General features: G+C 40.9%; 18 protein-coding genes and 1 riboswitch. Of the genes, 5 read left to right on the top strand and 13 right to left on the bottom strand.

Going from position 1 to position 15,991, the window contains the following annotated elements:
• Positions 1–46: 46 nt before the first annotated feature.
• From MKY11_RS05530 to MKY11_RS05495, 8 genes are all read right to left on the bottom strand, one after another.
• Entirely contained in the window at positions 47–1,198 is a 1,152-nt protein-coding gene (locus tag MKY11_RS05530) for an acetylornithine transaminase (protein WP_008348527.1), read from the bottom strand.
• Positions 1,195–1,971, bottom strand: coding sequence for an acetylglutamate kinase (gene argB, locus MKY11_RS05525; RefSeq protein WP_017360181.1), 777 nt, complete (start codon positions 1,969–1,971; stop codon positions 1,195–1,197). The genes MKY11_RS05530 and argB overlap by 4 nt, the downstream gene beginning before the upstream one ends.
• Positions 1,972–1,985: 14 nt before the next feature.
• Entirely contained in the window at positions 1,986–3,206 is a 1,221-nt protein-coding gene (argJ, locus tag MKY11_RS05520) for a bifunctional ornithine acetyltransferase/N-acetylglutamate synthase (protein WP_039167371.1), read from the bottom strand.
• Positions 3,207–3,226: 20 nt separating this feature from the next.
• On the bottom strand, positions 3,227–4,264 hold the full coding sequence (argC, locus tag MKY11_RS05515) for an N-acetyl-gamma-glutamyl-phosphate reductase (protein WP_342501926.1): 1,038 nt from the start codon (positions 4,262–4,264) through the stop codon (positions 3,227–3,229).
• A 138-nt stretch (positions 4,265–4,402) separates the two neighbouring features.
• Positions 4,403–4,951, bottom strand: coding sequence for an MFS transporter (locus MKY11_RS05510; protein ID WP_047945533.1), 549 nt, complete (start codon positions 4,949–4,951; stop codon positions 4,403–4,405).
• Entirely contained in the window at positions 4,948–6,393 is a 1,446-nt protein-coding gene (locus MKY11_RS05505) for an FAD-binding oxidoreductase (RefSeq protein WP_056407977.1), read from the bottom strand. The genes MKY11_RS05510 and MKY11_RS05505 overlap by 4 nt, the downstream gene beginning before the upstream one ends.
• 122 nt (positions 6,394–6,515) lie before the next feature.
• Positions 6,516–6,824, bottom strand: a complete 309-nt coding sequence (locus MKY11_RS05500; protein ID WP_003211530.1) for a metal-sulfur cluster assembly factor — start codon at positions 6,822–6,824, stop codon at positions 6,516–6,518.
• Positions 6,825–6,870: 46 nt separating this feature from the next.
• The gene (locus tag MKY11_RS05495; protein WP_342501925.1) at positions 6,871–7,656 is read right to left on the bottom strand and encodes a prolyl oligopeptidase family serine peptidase; all 786 of its coding nucleotides are present in this window, start codon (positions 7,654–7,656) and stop codon (positions 6,871–6,873) included.
• Positions 7,657–7,793: 137 nt separating this feature from the next.
• Here MKY11_RS05495 and MKY11_RS05490 point away from each other — a divergent pair, with 137 nt between their 5' ends.
• The 3 genes from MKY11_RS05490 to MKY11_RS05480 all read left to right on the top strand — a co-directional run bounded on the left by MKY11_RS05490 (position 7,794) and on the right by MKY11_RS05480 (position 9,035).
• The gene (locus MKY11_RS05490; RefSeq protein WP_039167379.1) at positions 7,794–8,606 is read left to right on the top strand and encodes a Cof-type HAD-IIB family hydrolase; all 813 of its coding nucleotides are present in this window, start codon (positions 7,794–7,796) and stop codon (positions 8,604–8,606) included.
• Positions 8,607–8,694: 88 nt separating this feature from the next.
• Positions 8,695–8,847, top strand: coding sequence for a hypothetical protein (locus MKY11_RS05485; protein WP_008348539.1), 153 nt, complete (start codon positions 8,695–8,697; stop codon positions 8,845–8,847).
• On the top strand, positions 8,844–9,035 hold the full coding sequence (locus MKY11_RS05480) for a DUF3813 domain-containing protein (protein WP_008348541.1): 192 nt from the start codon (positions 8,844–8,846) through the stop codon (positions 9,033–9,035). The genes MKY11_RS05485 and MKY11_RS05480 overlap by 4 nt, the downstream gene beginning before the upstream one ends.
• A gap of 40 nt (positions 9,036–9,075) precedes the next feature.
• Here the strand turns inward: MKY11_RS05480 and MKY11_RS05475 are convergent, their stop codons facing one another.
• Positions 9,076–9,531 (bottom strand): BsuPI-related putative proteinase inhibitor, encoded by a 456-nt coding sequence (locus MKY11_RS05475; protein WP_008348542.1) that lies wholly within the window; start codon positions 9,529–9,531, stop codon positions 9,076–9,078.
• A 14-nt stretch (positions 9,532–9,545) separates the two neighbouring features.
• Positions 9,546–10,388 carry a YitT family protein gene (locus tag MKY11_RS05470; protein WP_007499067.1) on the bottom strand — a complete coding sequence of 281 codons (843 nt, stop codon included), beginning with the start codon at positions 10,386–10,388 and terminating at the stop codon, positions 9,546–9,548.
• A 141-nt stretch (positions 10,389–10,529) separates the two neighbouring features.
• On the opposite strand from MKY11_RS05470, the gene MKY11_RS05465 reads away from it, so the two are divergent.
• Entirely contained in the window at positions 10,530–11,387 is an 858-nt protein-coding gene (locus tag MKY11_RS05465; RefSeq protein ID WP_274660974.1) for a DegV family protein, read from the top strand.
• A 41-nt stretch (positions 11,388–11,428) separates the two neighbouring features.
• On the opposite strand, the gene MKY11_RS05460 is transcribed toward MKY11_RS05465, so the two are convergent.
• The 3 genes from MKY11_RS05460 to MKY11_RS05450 all read right to left on the bottom strand — a co-directional run bounded on the left by MKY11_RS05460 (position 11,429) and on the right by MKY11_RS05450 (position 15,057).
• The gene (locus tag MKY11_RS05460) at positions 11,429–13,078 is read right to left on the bottom strand and encodes a methyl-accepting chemotaxis protein (RefSeq protein WP_342501924.1); all 1,650 of its coding nucleotides are present in this window, start codon (positions 13,076–13,078) and stop codon (positions 11,429–11,431) included.
• Positions 13,075–14,052, bottom strand: a complete 978-nt coding sequence (locus MKY11_RS05455; RefSeq protein WP_025207132.1) for a BMP family ABC transporter substrate-binding protein — start codon at positions 14,050–14,052, stop codon at positions 13,075–13,077. The genes MKY11_RS05460 and MKY11_RS05455 overlap by 4 nt, the downstream gene beginning before the upstream one ends.
• 156 nt (positions 14,053–14,208) lie before the next feature.
• Positions 14,209–15,057 carry a S1 RNA-binding domain-containing protein gene (locus tag MKY11_RS05450; protein ID WP_017360190.1) on the bottom strand — a complete coding sequence of 283 codons (849 nt, stop codon included), beginning with the start codon at positions 15,055–15,057 and terminating at the stop codon, positions 14,209–14,211.
• A gap of 226 nt (positions 15,058–15,283) precedes the next feature.
• Here MKY11_RS05450 and MKY11_RS05445 point away from each other — a divergent pair, with 226 nt between their 5' ends.
• Positions 15,284–15,775 carry a YajQ family cyclic di-GMP-binding protein gene (locus tag MKY11_RS05445; protein WP_024720044.1) on the top strand — a complete coding sequence of 164 codons (492 nt, stop codon included), beginning with the start codon at positions 15,284–15,286 and terminating at the stop codon, positions 15,773–15,775.
• An 81-nt stretch (positions 15,776–15,856) separates the two neighbouring features.
• Positions 15,857–15,975: riboswitch (SAM riboswitch) on the top strand.
• The last annotated feature ends 16 nt before the right edge of the window (positions 15,976–15,991 follow it).

The raw sequence follows: 15,991 nt of genomic DNA, 5'->3' as shown, positions 1-15,991 counted from the left end.
AATTAATAATATAAATGCATGTTTATGCGTTCTGGTGTAAAAAAATTTAGACCGTTACTGCTTCATTTGCTAACACTTGAATGATGGCTTCAATGGCTTGATCCAATTCAACTTTTTTGACATTCAGCGGAGGTAATAATCGAATAACATTCGGACCAGCTGGAAGCACAAGCAAACCTTGCTCTCGAAGGGCTGTGATGTAATCACCTACTGGCTGATGACACTCAATTCCTGCCATTAATCCTTTGCCACGTACTTCTTTCACGATGTTCAGCTGCTTGACTTCTTGCAGTCTCTTTAAGAGGTACGCACCCTTTTCTTTCACTTCTGAAAGAAAGTCTTCTTTAAATATTACATCAAGAGTTGCGTTCACAGCTGACATAGCGAGCATATTGCCACCAAATGTTGTGCCATGAGAGCCTGGAGAAAATGCATCCCCTAAAGCTTTTTTCCCTATCACTGCACCTACTGGAAACCCATTTCCTAAACCTTTTGCGGCTGAAATAATATCAGGATCAAGTCCCGATTGCTCATAGGCAAATGCTGTCCCTGTTCGACCAATACCCGTTTGGATTTCATCTACAATTAGCAGTGCTTGATGTTTTTTGCAAAACGTTTGAACGGCTTCTAGAAATTCAGCTGTAGCTGGATTCACTCCACCTTCACCTTGCACCACTTCCAGCATGACCGCTGCGACATCATCGATTTCACACGCTGTGATCGCTTCAGGGTCATTAAACGGTACATAATGAAAGCCTTCCAGCATCGGTCCAAAACCAGTTTTGATTTTATCTTGACCTGTGGCAGCCATACCAGCATACGTGCGCCCATGGAAAGAGTGCAAAAACGTCACAATATTTGTTTTACCTGTTGCTTTTCGGGCCAATTTGATAGCCCCTTCATTCGCTTCAGCCCCGCTGTTGCAGAAAAATACGAGATCTCCTGAACTGTTGGCTGCCAGCTTTTCCGCTGCTTTTTCTTGCAGTCCATTTTCAAATAGATTTGATACGTGCCAGACCTCGTCAAGCTGCTTCTTGATGGCTTGATTGACCTTTGGATGATTGTGACCTAAATTCGTGACCGCAATGCCTTGTATAAAGTCTAAATATTTTTTCCCAGTTGTATCAACTGCCCAAGAACCTTCTGCCTCTTTAATTTCAACATTCCACCGTCCGTACGTTTGAAAGAGATGACTCACAGGACCGCCTCCTTTTGTTTTACAATTCGAGTTCCTTTAAAGGTATCTCCTGTAAAAATACTACCTTTTCCATTCACAATCATGACTTCATCCACATCTCCCGATAAAGCACTTAGCGCAGATTGCACTTTTGGAATCATTCCCCCGGAAATAATACCTTCATCGATGAGCTTGAGAGCTTCTTGTTCGGTGACAACGTCTAACAGCTCACCATTTTTTAAAATTCCTTCCACATCTGTGACAAACATGAGCTTATCAGCTTTCATAGCTCCTGCGACTGCTGATGCTGCAAGATCAGCATTTACATTTAACGTTTGGCATTCTTCGGTCATAGATAGCGGCGCGATGACGGGAATGAATTGTTTCTCCATTAGTGCTTCTGCCATCTCTGGATTGACTTCTTTGATTTCGCCAACGTACCCATATACATCTTGATCGAGAAAATCGGCGACAAGCATCTGTCCATCTTTACCAGATACACCGACAGATGATATATCATGCTTTGCCAACTCTGAAACAAAGTATTTATTTACCGTTCCTGAAAGGACCATTTCGGCTACCTCTAACACCGGCTTTGTTGTTTTGCGCTGTCCATCTACAAATTCCGTTTTCACTTCTAATTTTTGCAGCATGCTCGTGATTTCAGGACCCCCGCCATGTACGATAGCCAGTTTAAATCCAGCAGCTTGAAGTGAGCGGACATTTTCATAAAAGGTATCGGAAAGTTCTCGAATGACACTGCCTCCACACTTGAACACGATCGTTTTATCCATGTCTATCTCCTTCATTATGTGCGATAGCTCGCGTTAATTTTCACATAATCATAGGTAAGGTCACAGCCCCATGCTGCCGCTTCACCATTTCCTTCATTCATTTGAATGAAAATCGTAATCTCATCCTGCTCTAGATACGCTTTTGCTTCCTCTTCTGAGAAAGACTGAGGTTCATTATGTTTAAACAGACATTGCCCGCCTAAGTAAACTTCAACCTCTTCTGGCGTGACAGAAGCTGCGCTATGACCGATTGCTCCGATAATCCGTCCCCAGTTGGCGTCCGTACCGTATACGGCTGTTTTCACAAGACTTGAACCTACGATTTTTTTTGCAATAATACCCGCTTCTAAGTTGTTTTTAGCACCAACAACTTTCGCTTCGATTAATTTAGTTGCGCCTTCTCCGTCTCTTGCAATCTCTTTTGCTAGATCTTCACAGGCTAGTTTTAATCCTTCTTTAAACAATGGCCATTCTGGATGTTCTTCATTCAGTGCCTGGTTTTCTGCCATTCCATTTGCCATCACAAGCACCATATCGTTAGTTGATGTTTCTCCATCGACGGTAATTTGATTAAACGTCACATCTGTAATGTCACGAAGAGCATTTTGCAAAGCTTCTTGTTCGACATTTGCATCGGTTGTGACAAACCCGAGCATTGTTGCCATGTTCGGATGAATCATACCAGAGCCTTTTGCTGCACCTGAAATGAGAATCTCTTTCCCGTCTATCGTCAAGGAGTATGTCGTATTTTTAATGACTGTATCTGTTGTTAAAATCGCTTCTTCAAAGTGGCCATTTCCTGCTTTTGCTTCTTTTAGCTGAGCGATGCCTGTTTTGATTTTATCCATATCCAGACACTCTCCAATGACACCAGTAGAAGAAACGGCAATGTAATCAGGCTCTGTGCCTAACATGTCTGCACAGGCTGCCTGCATGTCGTATGCATCTTTTAATCCCTGTTCACCTGTGCATGCGTTGGCGATGGCACTATTGACAATGACACCTTTTAGTTTGCCCGTCTTTTTTAAGCTTTTTTGTGTGACTTGAAGAGGCGCAGCTTGAAAGTGACTTTGAGTGTATACCGCTGCACTCGCTGCTGGTACTTCACTGATGATCAAGCCAAGGTCTTTTTTTGAATAGCGTAATCCTATATGAATCCCCTTTGCTTCAAAACCTTTTGGTGATGATACGTCCCCGTCTATTTTGACAATACTTTTTTCATTCAATTCGATCATGTTTGTTGTCTCCCCTGTTCTTATGGATAGAGAGGTGTCATTGTGAGGCCCGCCTCTTCATGTAAGCCTTTGATGATATTGAAGTTTTGAACCGCTTGGCCGGCTGCACCTTTCATGAGATTATCTATCACAGATACAATCGTCAGTCTCCCTGTTCGCTCATCTAAATGAAAACCAATGTCACAGAAGTTACTGCCATATACTTCTTTTGTTTGCGGATATATCCCATGATCTCTCACTCTTACAAAATAGGAATCTTCATAAAAGTCCTTCATCCGTTTCATTAATTCTTCTTTTGTGACATCTGATTTCAATTGTGTATACATCGTCGCCATAATCCCTCTTGTCATCGGGACAAGGTGTGTTGAAAATGTGATGTTCGCCGTTTGCGGGTTCCATTCTCTAAGTATTTGTTCTATTTCAGGTGTGTGCTGATGTTCATTCACCTTATAAATTTTAAAGTTATCGTTCAGCTCTGAAAAATGTGTGCCAAGTGAGGCTGATCGTCCTGCACCGGACACCCCGGTTTTTGCATCTATTATGATCATAGATTCATCGATTAAATTCTGTTTCATCAGCGGTGCTAAACCTAGAAGAACTGCAGTAGGAAAGCAGCCGGGGTTTGCAATGACTTCCGCTTGCTTAATGGTTTCACGATTCAATTCAGATAATCCGTATACAGCTTGTTGAACCGATGCTTCATCCGCTGCCCTTCGTTTATACCACGCTTCATAAACAGTTCCAACTTGAATGCGCAAGTCACCTGATAAATCAATAATTGGCACCCCTTGATTCATGAGCTTCGGTGTGAGTTCACTTGAAACGCCTGCTGGTGTCGCTAAAAACACAGCATCTGTTTCTTGCACAATGGCAGCCGGATCAATGGCTTTTAATGTTTGGTCAGTAATCGTTGTCAGATGCGGATAAGATTGACTGTATAATTGCCCATCACCACTTGATGAATACAATATACATTCCTCCACATGTGGATGCTGCTTAAAGATACGAACTAATTCCGCACCACCGTACCCTGTAGCACCTATAATACCTATTTTCAACGTCAATACACCCTCTTGATCTTTGTGAAATTATTTAACATTATAACATGTATAAAAATTAATTCAATTGTATATTTAATATTTGTTTTCATTTTTTTTCATAAAAAAATCCACATATCTTCGTGAGACATGCGGATTTTATCTATTGTTCTTCATATTGAGGACCAGAAGCGCACTGCATAAATATAATAGGGAACTTGCATAAAAAATCAAATGAATGGTGAAGAAATCAGCAAACAGGCCGCCAAGCATAATGGCGATGGATGAAAAAAGCGCTGTCCAAAAATGATAGTGCCCAACTTCTTTCATTCGCTTTTTCTCATTTGTGAGTTCGGTGACGAGTAGTTTCTCTCCGTGCTTCTGAACACCACCTAGCACACCTAAGGCAAGCTGAATCATATAAACTTGCTCTACTTCTGTGATATGTGGAAAAAGTAGAAGAAGAAACGCCATACCAAACGAATGAATGATTAAAAAGAGACGCTTGTCGGTCGTTTCAGGAAGTTTTCCTAATAATAAATGAATGAACGCACCGCTCAAACCAAACAGACCATAAGCAAGACCAAATTGAGAATAGCTCGACCCAACATTTTTAATAAAAAGAATATAAAAAGGGAAAATGAGACTACTGGCGAAAAACAGTAGACTTTGTGAATAGACGAACCATTTCATTGCTTTAGCATTCATTGTGTATTGTACCTTTCATAAAAGTAGTTGATAAATCTGCCATCTGGATCTGCTTGCTTTTTCTTTTGAAAGAATAGATCGGTTTTTGGATAAGCTTGTTTCATTTGTGCTTTCGTTTGATACGGCATGTATGGTAAGTAATAGCTTCCATGGTGCCGCAAGGTGATATCTGTCATTTGCCGGATGACCCGCTCCGCTTCTGCCTTCTCTTCTTTCTCAAAACCATAATTCACTAACAAAACAAGTGCAAACATATCTTCTTTCGCATATGAGAGATCCGCTTTTTCATTTTTTTGTACGTAGCGGATCGTGATGTTCATTAAATTCAATTCTTCCTGTTGCAAAAAGCTTCTCATGTCATCGATATACGCACGAAAACGATCAACTGGAACAAAGTATTCTTGAAGCACATCGGTATCTGACTCATTTTCATATTCTAAAAAAGCAGAATCAGACCGCATCACGTTATTTCTTGTGATCAGCTGGTCATTTTGACTTTGAAAATACTTCTTTTGCAAGTTCCATAGCAAATCTTTCCCCATATCAAATCTTCTCGAAAGGCCGAGCATAAATTTTAAAGGGATGACGAGCTGATCTTCTTTGAGCTCGCGGTATGGATCAATCTGTTGATCAGAAGTAAGCGAATAATTCGTCACATACATCTCTTTCAAAAAATTTGTTTTCGCTGTAGAGATTCTTGCGAGATGCATGCGCACTTCTTTATTGTTCTTTACATGCTTTTGAAAATAATCAGTGTATTCATCGAAGTGTAAAGAGGTTGTCTCCATCTTATATAATTCATCCTTTGTTAAGGAAAGCTCAACATCTAAAATGACACCGAATAAGCCGTATCCTCCAATCACGGCAGTAAATAAATCATCGCTAGGCTTTACTGTGATGATCTCTCCATCTGCTTTTAACAGTGTGAAAGAGCGCACAGTGTCAATAAGTGAGCCGTAGCGAATGTCACGTCCATGTGCATTTGCACTTAACGAGCCACCAATCGTAAAGATGTTTTGAGATTGCATCACCTTTACTGCAAGACCATATGGGTTCACATATTTTTGAATATCATCCCATGTGGCGCCGCTCTGGACCCGAATGGTCTTCTTTTTTTCATTAAATGACACGATTCGGCGAAATTTCGTCATGTCTAGTACAATGCCATTTTCATAATACGTGTGGCCGCCCATACTATGCTGCTTTCCGGCGATTGAAATGGGCAGATTCTTCTCTTTTGCTTCTTCTAATACTTCTTTTAAAGATTCTATTTCTTTTCCTTGCACGACTTTTTTTATTTTGACCGGCATAAGGTGACTCACATCTGTAAACGCATCAAATCCTTGTCTTTTGTGTGCTTGACCTTCACGTATAGAGACTGATGCAAAAAAGGCAGCGCCATATCCCATCAAAAGAACGATCCATATCCACTTTCGTTTCATTATAGGTACTCCGTTCTATAAAATTACATCCATTATATCAAGCCATACTCCTCCTCTACCTTAATTTTTCATAAAAAAACCTGGTACGAGTTCAACTCATACCAGGCATTTTTCGTATTTACTTATTGAATACCAAGCGCAATTTTAGCGTATCTTGACATTTTGTCACGTGTCCAAGGTGGATTCCAGACGATGTGAACTTCAGTTTCCTTCACTTCAGGCAAGTCACTTAATGCTTTTTTGACTTCATCGACGATAACTGGTGCAAGGGGACACCCCATTGATGTTAAAGTCATCGTGATATCCGCTTTTCCATTCTCATCAAGATCGACATCATAGACAAGTCCAAGGTTGACGATGTCTACGTTTAACTCAGGGTCAATCACCTGTTCTAGGGCGCCTAAAATATTTTCTTTCAATGCTTCATCCATGATATCCACTCCTTTTTCAACTAGTATAACGTACTTTTCCTTTTGGCTAAACGTTTGTGCTTTTCAGGTGTGTCACAAACCAGTCAATGGTTTCAAACATTGCTTGTCTTGAGACCTTATGGCCAGCCTGTCCATCTGTGATAAAACGAATCAAGTGCGGATCTTCTTTATATTGGGTTTCTGCTAACTGGTCATAAAGAGCTTTTGCATGTCTGTAAGGGACAACTGGATCGTTTTCTGCATGCCAGAATAACAGCGGTCTTTTGTTTAATCGATCTGTTTGCAGCGTTAAATCATAAGGGCGCAGCGCGTCTAATTGCTGATGAACCTCTTCATCTGTAATCTCTTTCATCAACCCTTTGTGCCGCATGTCCATAATTTGTGCTTGTAGGAATGTCGTATATTTCGGACTGCCCATCAAGCTGACTGCCACTTTAATCCAATCATGTTTTGCGAGTGCACCAAAGGTCGTGATGCCTCCCATGGAAGTACCTGCAACACCTATTAGATCGGCTTCAATCAATTGTTTTTCTTGAAAATATGTTTTTAAGATATCGATTTCACGGATTTCGTTCAGGACGATTTCCCAAAACTTTGATGCCAGTTCCTCTAAGCTGAGGTTTTCTGATCTTACACCATGATAAGCACAGTCAGGTAAAATGACTCTCATGCCTTTTTCCGCCAAATGAAAGGCGAAGTGTAAGTTGTGCTCTCGTGCACTTGTAAATCCATGAATAAAAAATACAAGTGGCATCGGTTTATCTTTATTTTCAGCTTTTACGATATGTAAAAATGGAATATCGTGCGTCATTTGCTCATCAATGGTGATCACAGCCTATGAATCCTCCTTTATCATTCCCGTCTTTGTTTATTTTAACATGTAGACAACGAAGATGTGATAAAGATACACTATAGGTGGAGGCACCCGCACCAGCTGCCTCCTATTACTTACAGATCAAAGGAGATTTTATGGAGACTAAACCTTATCTAATCGCACTTGACCTGGATGGCACGTTATTAAAAGACGATAAAACGATTTCTGCACACACACTTGATGTCATTCAAAAAGTGAAAGACAGCGGGCATCATGTCTGTATTTCAACTGGCCGGCCATTTCGTTCCAGCTCTCCTTATTATCAGCAATTGCAGCTCGATTCACCGATTGTGAACTTTAATGGAGCCTTTGTCCATCATCCTCTTGATGAAAAATGGGGCAGATTTCACACATCACTTGATCTTCAAGTCGTGAAACAGCTTGTGGATATTAGTGAGGAATATAAAGTGCACAATGTGTTAGCTGAAGTGCTAGACGATTTGTATTTCCATTATCATGATGAAAAGCTCATTGATATATTTAATATGAATGCAAACAAAGTGACCGTTGGAGACCTTCGGGACAATCTTGGAGAGAATGTCACAAGCGTCTTAATTCACGCAAAAGAAGAAGACGTCGGAGCGATCCGGAGCTATTTGACAGATGTTCATGCAGAAGTGATTGACCACAGACGCTGGGCTGCTCCGTGGCACGTCATTGAAATCATTAAAACAGGTATGAATAAAGCCGTTGGACTGCAAAAAATTAGTGATTATTACGGGGTGCCTCAGGAGCGAATTGTGGCATTCGGAGATGAAGACAATGATTTAGAGATGCTTGAATTTGCTGGATGCGGGGTTGCCATGGGCAACGGGATTGATGCAGTGAAACGCGTCTCTAATGAAGTGACAGATACGAATGAACAAGATGGGATTGCAAAATTCCTAACGAATTACTTCTCGCTTTAATTTTTCCATTCATACATAGCAGGTCGAAGCGGGCATACTACCGTTAGACAGGTTGTCCTGTCAGCTTGTGTAAAGGGGCGGATTCCGAATGGGTAAAAGAAGCAAATCGAAACGCTTTATACAACAAGGTAAAGATTCAGTCAGTCTGCATGACGCACGTTTTCCGTATCGTTCCACACTTGAAGAAGCTGCGGAGGACAGGGGAAATATGAAGACTGATGCTTCTGGAGGTTCATTGTGAGAAACGAACTTTTTGATCAAGCCAAATCATTTACTGAGGAAGCCCTTACTTCTTCATTTCCATCTGGTTTAGAGCGTCAACAAGCAGTTCAGCGAGCTAAAAACGCCGTATCATCTGCATTTGCTAATTCGACAGATGCAGAAAGAAACCAGCTGCATACGTTCCAAGACCTGCTTGATGATCTTTAACGAAAAAAGCTGTCCGCTTTGTGGACAGCTTTTCTTATGCTTATTTCACTTGGAACGTTTTCTTCTCAGTGATTTGCTTTAGCCCTTCTGCTTTTCCTTTAAATGTGACGACCGCTTCATACGTTCCCGGCTCCACACCGTTTGACCACGTATCTTGGAAGTCATATGTTTCATCTGCTTTCAGCACAAAGGATTGGATGGCTTGTGTGAACATACGGTCTTTCGAGTAACGGTATTTTTCATTTCCGTCTTCATCGTACACACTCAATTCGAATTTTTGGCTTGTGTTAAACGTGAATTCAATATCTCGATCTGATTCATTTTTTAGTGACATATGAAATTGAACCGAAGAACCTTTTTGGACGGGGTCTACTGTGAGTACAACGGTTTTTTCTCCCATTTGACCGGATACCTCCTTGTCTGGTTCATCCTTTTTTTGTTGTCCACAAGCTGTTAAAACCAATAGAACGAGAAAAAGCACTAACCCTTTTTTCATCTTCTACCCACCTTTTAATCTCGTCTGAAAAATCCAAGAATATTGGTTGTTTGAACAATATTTGTAAAGGCTTTTGGATCGACTTCCTTTATAATTTGTTCAAGTTCATACAGCTCATACCTTGTAATGACAATGACCATCATTTCTTTTTGTTCATTGGTAAATGCCCCTTTTGCCGGAACAGTCGTAATCCCTCTGACCATTTTTCCATAAATGGCTTCTTTGATTTCATCTGCTTTCTTTGTCACAATCATGGCAGTCAGCTTTTCATGTCTCGTATGGATAGCATCAATTACCCTAGTCGTCACATATAATGTGACAAGGGTATATAAAGCTTTCTCCCAACCTTGTAACAATCCTGCTGTAAAAATGATAATTCCGTTTAAAATGAAGAAATACGTGCCCACTGGTTTGTCTTTCCATTTCGCTAAAATCATCGCAATAATGTCAAGGCCGCCTGTAGATGCCCCATATTTCAGTGTAATCCCAATGCCAAGTGCAGAAATGACTCCGCCAAATACAGCATTTAATAAAATATCTTCAGAAACACTTGTCTCTGGTAAAATGCCGAGAAAAATCGTTGTCAGTGCCACACTAATAATGCTATACAAAGTAAAGGAACGACCAACCTTCATCCAGCCTAAAATGCCGACCGGAATGTTTAAAATAAATAATAGGATTCCTGTTGATAAATAAAACGGTGCATATTGATCGATTAAACTAGATAATAGCTGGGCAACCCCTGTAAAACCACTTGCATATACGTCAGCAGGGATTAAAAATAAATTCAGCCCAATCGCATTGAGTAAGGCACCAATGACGACGACGATGAATTTTTTTGCTTCTCCAATGAACATGTTGTCATTCCTCCACTTACCATTCTCTCTATGGTTTTCCCTAAAATTTAGAATTTGAACACGAAAAAATGATTTTCTATGATATAGTTAGGCTAAAAAGATGTAAAATATGGTTGATTTTTTTAGAAAGAAGGGATTTTGATGACTGTTCATATCATAGCAGACAGTGCTGCTGATCTGCCTCTTTCTTATTATGATGAACAAAACATGACACTCATTCCGCTTCGTGTATTACTCGGCGAGCAGGAATTTGAGGATTTGATCACCATTGAACCAAAACAAGTATTTGATGCGATGAGACAAGGCGCAAGTCCAAAAACATCACAAGCTTCACCGAACCGGATCAAAGAAGCCTTTGTTTCTGCAGCCCAAACCCATACATCCGCTATCTATGTTGCCTTTTCATCAGAGCTTTCAGGTACATACCAAACCGCTGTGATGATGGCAAACGAAGTGAAGGAAGAATACCCTGATTTCGATTTACGAATCATTGATTCTAAATGTGCTTCACTTGGTTATGGACTAGCTATCAAACACGCTCAATCACTTGCCATTGACGGAAATACAATACAAGAAATTGAAACGTCTGTAAAGCATTTTTGTGAATCTTTGCAACATATTTTTACTGTAGACGATTTATCGTATTTAGCAAGAGGCGGAAGAATCAGTAAAGCGTCCGCATTTGTTGGCGGATTGTTAAGTATTAAACCCATTTTACACGTTGAGGATGGAAAACTGATACCCCTTGAAAAAATTCGTGGCCGTAAAAAATTATTGAAACGCATTATCGAGCTGATGAAAGAACGCGGATCTGACTGGTCTAGTCAAACTGTTGGCATTAGTCATGGAGATGACCCTGCACTTGCAGAAGAAATGAGACAATTAATCGAAGCGGAATTTCACCCAAAAGAAATCGACATCCAGGTCATCGGAGCGGCTGTTGGGTCCCACTCAGGCCCTAGCACACTTGCCATCTTCTTTACAGGCAGCCCATCATAAAAAGCACCCTTCCCTGAAACATCACGGGAAGGGTGCTTTTCTTATGATAGCTTAAATCGGTGAACGGTTTCGTTTAACCTTGCTGTCATACTCATCAGTTCTTCTACTTGTTTGTTCATTTGATGGAAAGATTGCAGTTGTTCGTTTGCCGAGGCAGAAATTTCTTCGCTGCCCGCTGCCGTTTCTTCTACAACGGCACTAATATTTTCAATCGAGTGCAGCACTTGTCCGCCAAGCTCTGTTGATTGAATAATTTGGTCATTTAAGACCGCCATTTCTTGCTTAATATGTTGTGCTTTTGTTTCTATATCTTCAAAGGAGTGTGAGGTTTTGTCCATTGCATCTTGCTGCTGAAGTGATAGCTTGACCCCTTCTTGTACAGTTTGGCTAATGGATTGAATGCCTTTTTCAATATGACTCACCATGTCAAAAATTTGTCTTGTTGCACGAGACGATTCATCTGCCAGCTTACGGATTTCGTCCGCTACGACGGCAAACCCTTTGCCAGCTTCTCCTGCTCTTGCCGCTTCAATCGCCGCATTGAGCGAGAGGAGGTTTGTCTGGTCCGCAATATCAGAAACCGTTTTGGCCATTGCGGAGATTCCGCTTGCGTACTGAGTGAATTCTCCTGCAGACTCTTCAATTTGTCTCGTCGCACGTGTATTTTTTTCAATGGCTGCTTTTGTTTCTGTTAACGTGTTCTTTCCGCTTTCCACCGCTTCAATGGCATCCTCTGTACTACGGATGACTGTATGTGATCTTTCGGAATTCTTACGGCCATGTGAATCCATTTTCTCAATCAAACTAACGCCATGCTGAAGGTCTTCTGAAATCGCTTGTGAACCATTCGCCATTTCGTCTGTCGATACAGACACTTGATTGGCTGATTCCATAAGCTTTTTGTTTTCATCATCTAGCTGAATCGAGAATGATTCTACTTGGCTTGAGACATGGCTGATCTCTTGAATCAAGCTAATCAGCTGATCCGTCATTTGATTGAACGACTCATTTAATCCGCCGATTTCATCTTTCCGCTTGATGTTCATCCGCTCCACAGCGAGGTTTCCTTCGGCAATCTGTTTTGCCCGGTAAGAAAGGGATTTGATTGGCGTCACAATGGATCTCGTTAAACCAATATTTAAAAAGACGGCGATGACCATCAGCGTGAGGGCTGCGACAGATGCGCTTGTGATGATCCTTTGCACATTGTCTGCCGCCTCCTCTAAATGGTATTCATACGCTTCTTGTGCTCTTTTATTCATCGTATGCACGTCGTTTAAAACACCGTCAATTCTGGCAGCTACTCGTCTGGCATCAGAGGCATTTTTTTCACCAATGGCATTGTTTGCTTCTTGCGTCCATGTGTCAAACTTTGAATTTAACCGTGTTAGGGCTTCTTTGTTCATATTTCCTGCGTTTTTGTTTAACGTTTGCAGCTGTTTTTTCGCTGTCGATATATCGCTTTGAACGACCTCTAGCTGTTCATCTGAAAGGGTCATGGAATAATTGGTCATGGCTTGTTCGACACTTTCAAAGCTGGCCTTCGTTTTTTGTACGTTCAGTAAGGTTTGAACTTCTGTTTCGCTTGATGACTGAATCTTTGTCATGCTCACAATAATAAAGGCAATTACGCCAACCGCTAAAAGAAGTGAAATGAGTGAGTTGAGCAAAATTTTGATGCGTAAGCTCATGATGCTGCCCCCTCTTCTTTCAGAAGTGTCTGCTTCAGTCCATTTAATTTTTTGGTCAATTTCTCAGCATCTTTGAGCACCCGGATTCTTGCCATATCGATTCCGTCATTACTTAAGTCATAAACGATATGCCCGCTTTTGATTTTGCTGCTTTTGACGAGCTGTTCGCTGAATTGATAGACGACTTCATCTACTTTTTTGACCATAGACGAAATAACGGCTTTTTCAGCTGTATAATACTGATCGCTGTCCACGCCGATTGCATATTTGCCTTGCGTTTGCGCTTCTTTTAATACACCAACACCCGTATAACCGGCTGCAGCATATAAAACATCTGCTTTCTTTTTGATCATGTCTTTCGCTATTTTACTGCCTTTGCCTGCATCACTAAATGTGCCAGCATACGTGGATACGACCTTGATTTTCGGATTCACAGATTTTGCGCCTTTTTGATAGCCTTGTTCAAATCGGTGGATCACCTCTGCATCGACTCCGCCAACAAAACCAATGACATCACTTTTTGTTGTCATGGCAGCAAGTGCTCCCGCTAGATAGCTGCCCTGCTCTTCTTTAAAAGTCACTGATGTGACATTTTTCAGTTCAGACACAGCATCAATGAGTAAAAATTGCTTTTTCGGATATTTTTTCGCTACCTTTTCTAAGTCTTCTTGCATACTGAAACCTACACCGATGATCAGGTCATTTCCATCTTTCACAAGCTCGGTCAGCCCTTTTTCATATGTATCGGTTTCTGCAATTTCTCTATAATCGAATTCAATGCCAAGCTCATCACGTGCTTTTTCTAATCCTTTAAATGATGAATCGTTAAATGATTGATCACCAAGACCATCATCCGTCAGCATGACACCAATATGCTTCGCATTTGATATCGGTGGTCCTCCCTGCTGATTGCTGCATGAGGCGAGTACCATGATCATCGCTGCCATCAGAAGTAATGAAATCTTCACTTTCATCCAAAAACACACTCCTTTTATCATCCTACCCCTTATTTATCGGATTTGAGAGGCATTGTTTCAATGATAAAGTGAAGGATTTTCAGCTTTTTTCATGACTTTTTTCACTGAAAAAAACCATTATTTATGATAAAAATAAAAAAAGCGAGCAAATGCTCACTTTTTCTCGTATGTCCATCCTTCTTTTTGGTAAACAAGATCATTTTTCATCAGATGACCTAATGCTCGTTTGAAGGCTGCTTTGCTCATTTGAAATCTTTCCCGGATATCTTCTGGATCACTTTTATCCCCGTAAGGCATTGCACCGTTTCTCGTTCTCATATAAGTTAAGATTTCTTCTGCATCGACAGATAATGCATCCTGTTTTCTAGGAAGCAGAGAAACGTTCACGGTTCCGTCCTCTTTCACTGCAATGACACGTCCTGTCACGGTCGATCCTAATCTAGGCTCTTCCTTTCGTTCCGTGCGGTGGATAAACCCACGCACGCCTGTATCTGTCAGCATAAAAGAACCTGTCGCAATTAAGCGATAAATCGTTCCCGTAATTTCTTTGTTCATTAACGTTTCTGGCGCCTCAGTAAATAATTCACTGATCACATCTTCAGTGGCTGGTTTTGCGAACATTCTCCCGTAACTTGTCACTTTGAGCATACAGTATAGTTTGTCGCCTTTTTTCGGCCACGCTTCCTCAAAAGGCGGGAGGTGTTCAGTTGCAACAAGTGCATCCTTTGACAAACCTATATCGACAAAAGCACCCATATCTTCTACAACGTCTACGACTTCTACCCAGTCGTATGTATGTGCATTGATTTTAGGAATTTTCATCGTCGCTGCCAGTCTTTCCTCATGATCTACATATAAGTAGACCTCTACTTCATCACGATCTCCAATATCCTCTGTCATCTCACTGCGATGTAGGAGAACAGAATCTTCGCCATCTGTTAAAAAGTAGCCGTATTCCATCTCGTTATCTATTTGCAAGGTCAGTTGCTCACCTGGTCTCATGTTCTCTTCCTTCCTATCTGCCCTTAAAAGAGCGTTCGTTCATCTTTTGATTCACTTTATTCTACTATACTTCTGTCATCATGAACATCTCTAGTTCTGTTAGCTAAAGTGGACAAACTGCACTTGAATTATACCGCATACATCTGAACTCTCTTCGATAAAGTTTCTTCTTCCCCTATGGGCATGATAAAATAGACGCAATATCTATAGTTGGAGGTCATATGTGATGGCAAAAGAAAGTTCATTTGATATTGTATCGAAGGTGGAGCTGCCAGAGGTGCAAAACGCCATTCAAGCAGCACTGAAAGAAATTAAAAACCGTTATGATTTTAAAGGAAGTAAAAGTGATATTTCACTAGAAAAAGAAGAACTCGTTCTCATTTCTGATGATGACTTCAAGCTGGAGCAGCTAAAGGATGTCCTTGTGACAAAACTGATTAAACGAAACGTACCGACTAAAAACATTGACTATGGAAAAACAGAACATGCCCTAGGTGGAACCGTTCGCCAGCGTGCAAAGCTGATTAGCGGGATTGATAAGGACAATGCCAAAAAGATCAATGCCTTGATCAAACAATCTGGTTTAAAAGTAAAGTCGCAATTTCAGGATGACCAAGTGCGTGTGACAGGAAAAAATAAAGATGATTTACAAGAAGTGATGGCGCTCATGCGCAAGGCAGATTTACCGATTGACGTCCAATTTATAAATTTTCGATAAATTTCAAATTTTCCATTGATTATTTCCGATTTTTTCGATACAGTTGATGGAAGTTCAATTCATTGACATGTTCATATCGCTTTCTTATCAAGAGAGGCAGAGGGACTGGCCCTGTGAAGCCTCAGCAACCGGTGTAGTAGAAATCTATTTTCTATGACCAAGGTGCTAAATCCAGCAAGCAACTGCTTGGAAGATAAGGAGAAGAATTTCAATACA

Source organism: Bacillus sp. FSL W7-1085, assembly GCF_038595035.1.
GTDB classification, from domain to species: domain Bacteria; phylum Bacillota; class Bacilli; order Bacillales; family Bacillaceae; genus Bacillus; species Bacillus altitudinis.
The sequence above is the reverse complement of the archived record's forward strand: the minus strand, read 5'-3'. Positions and strand labels throughout refer to the sequence as shown.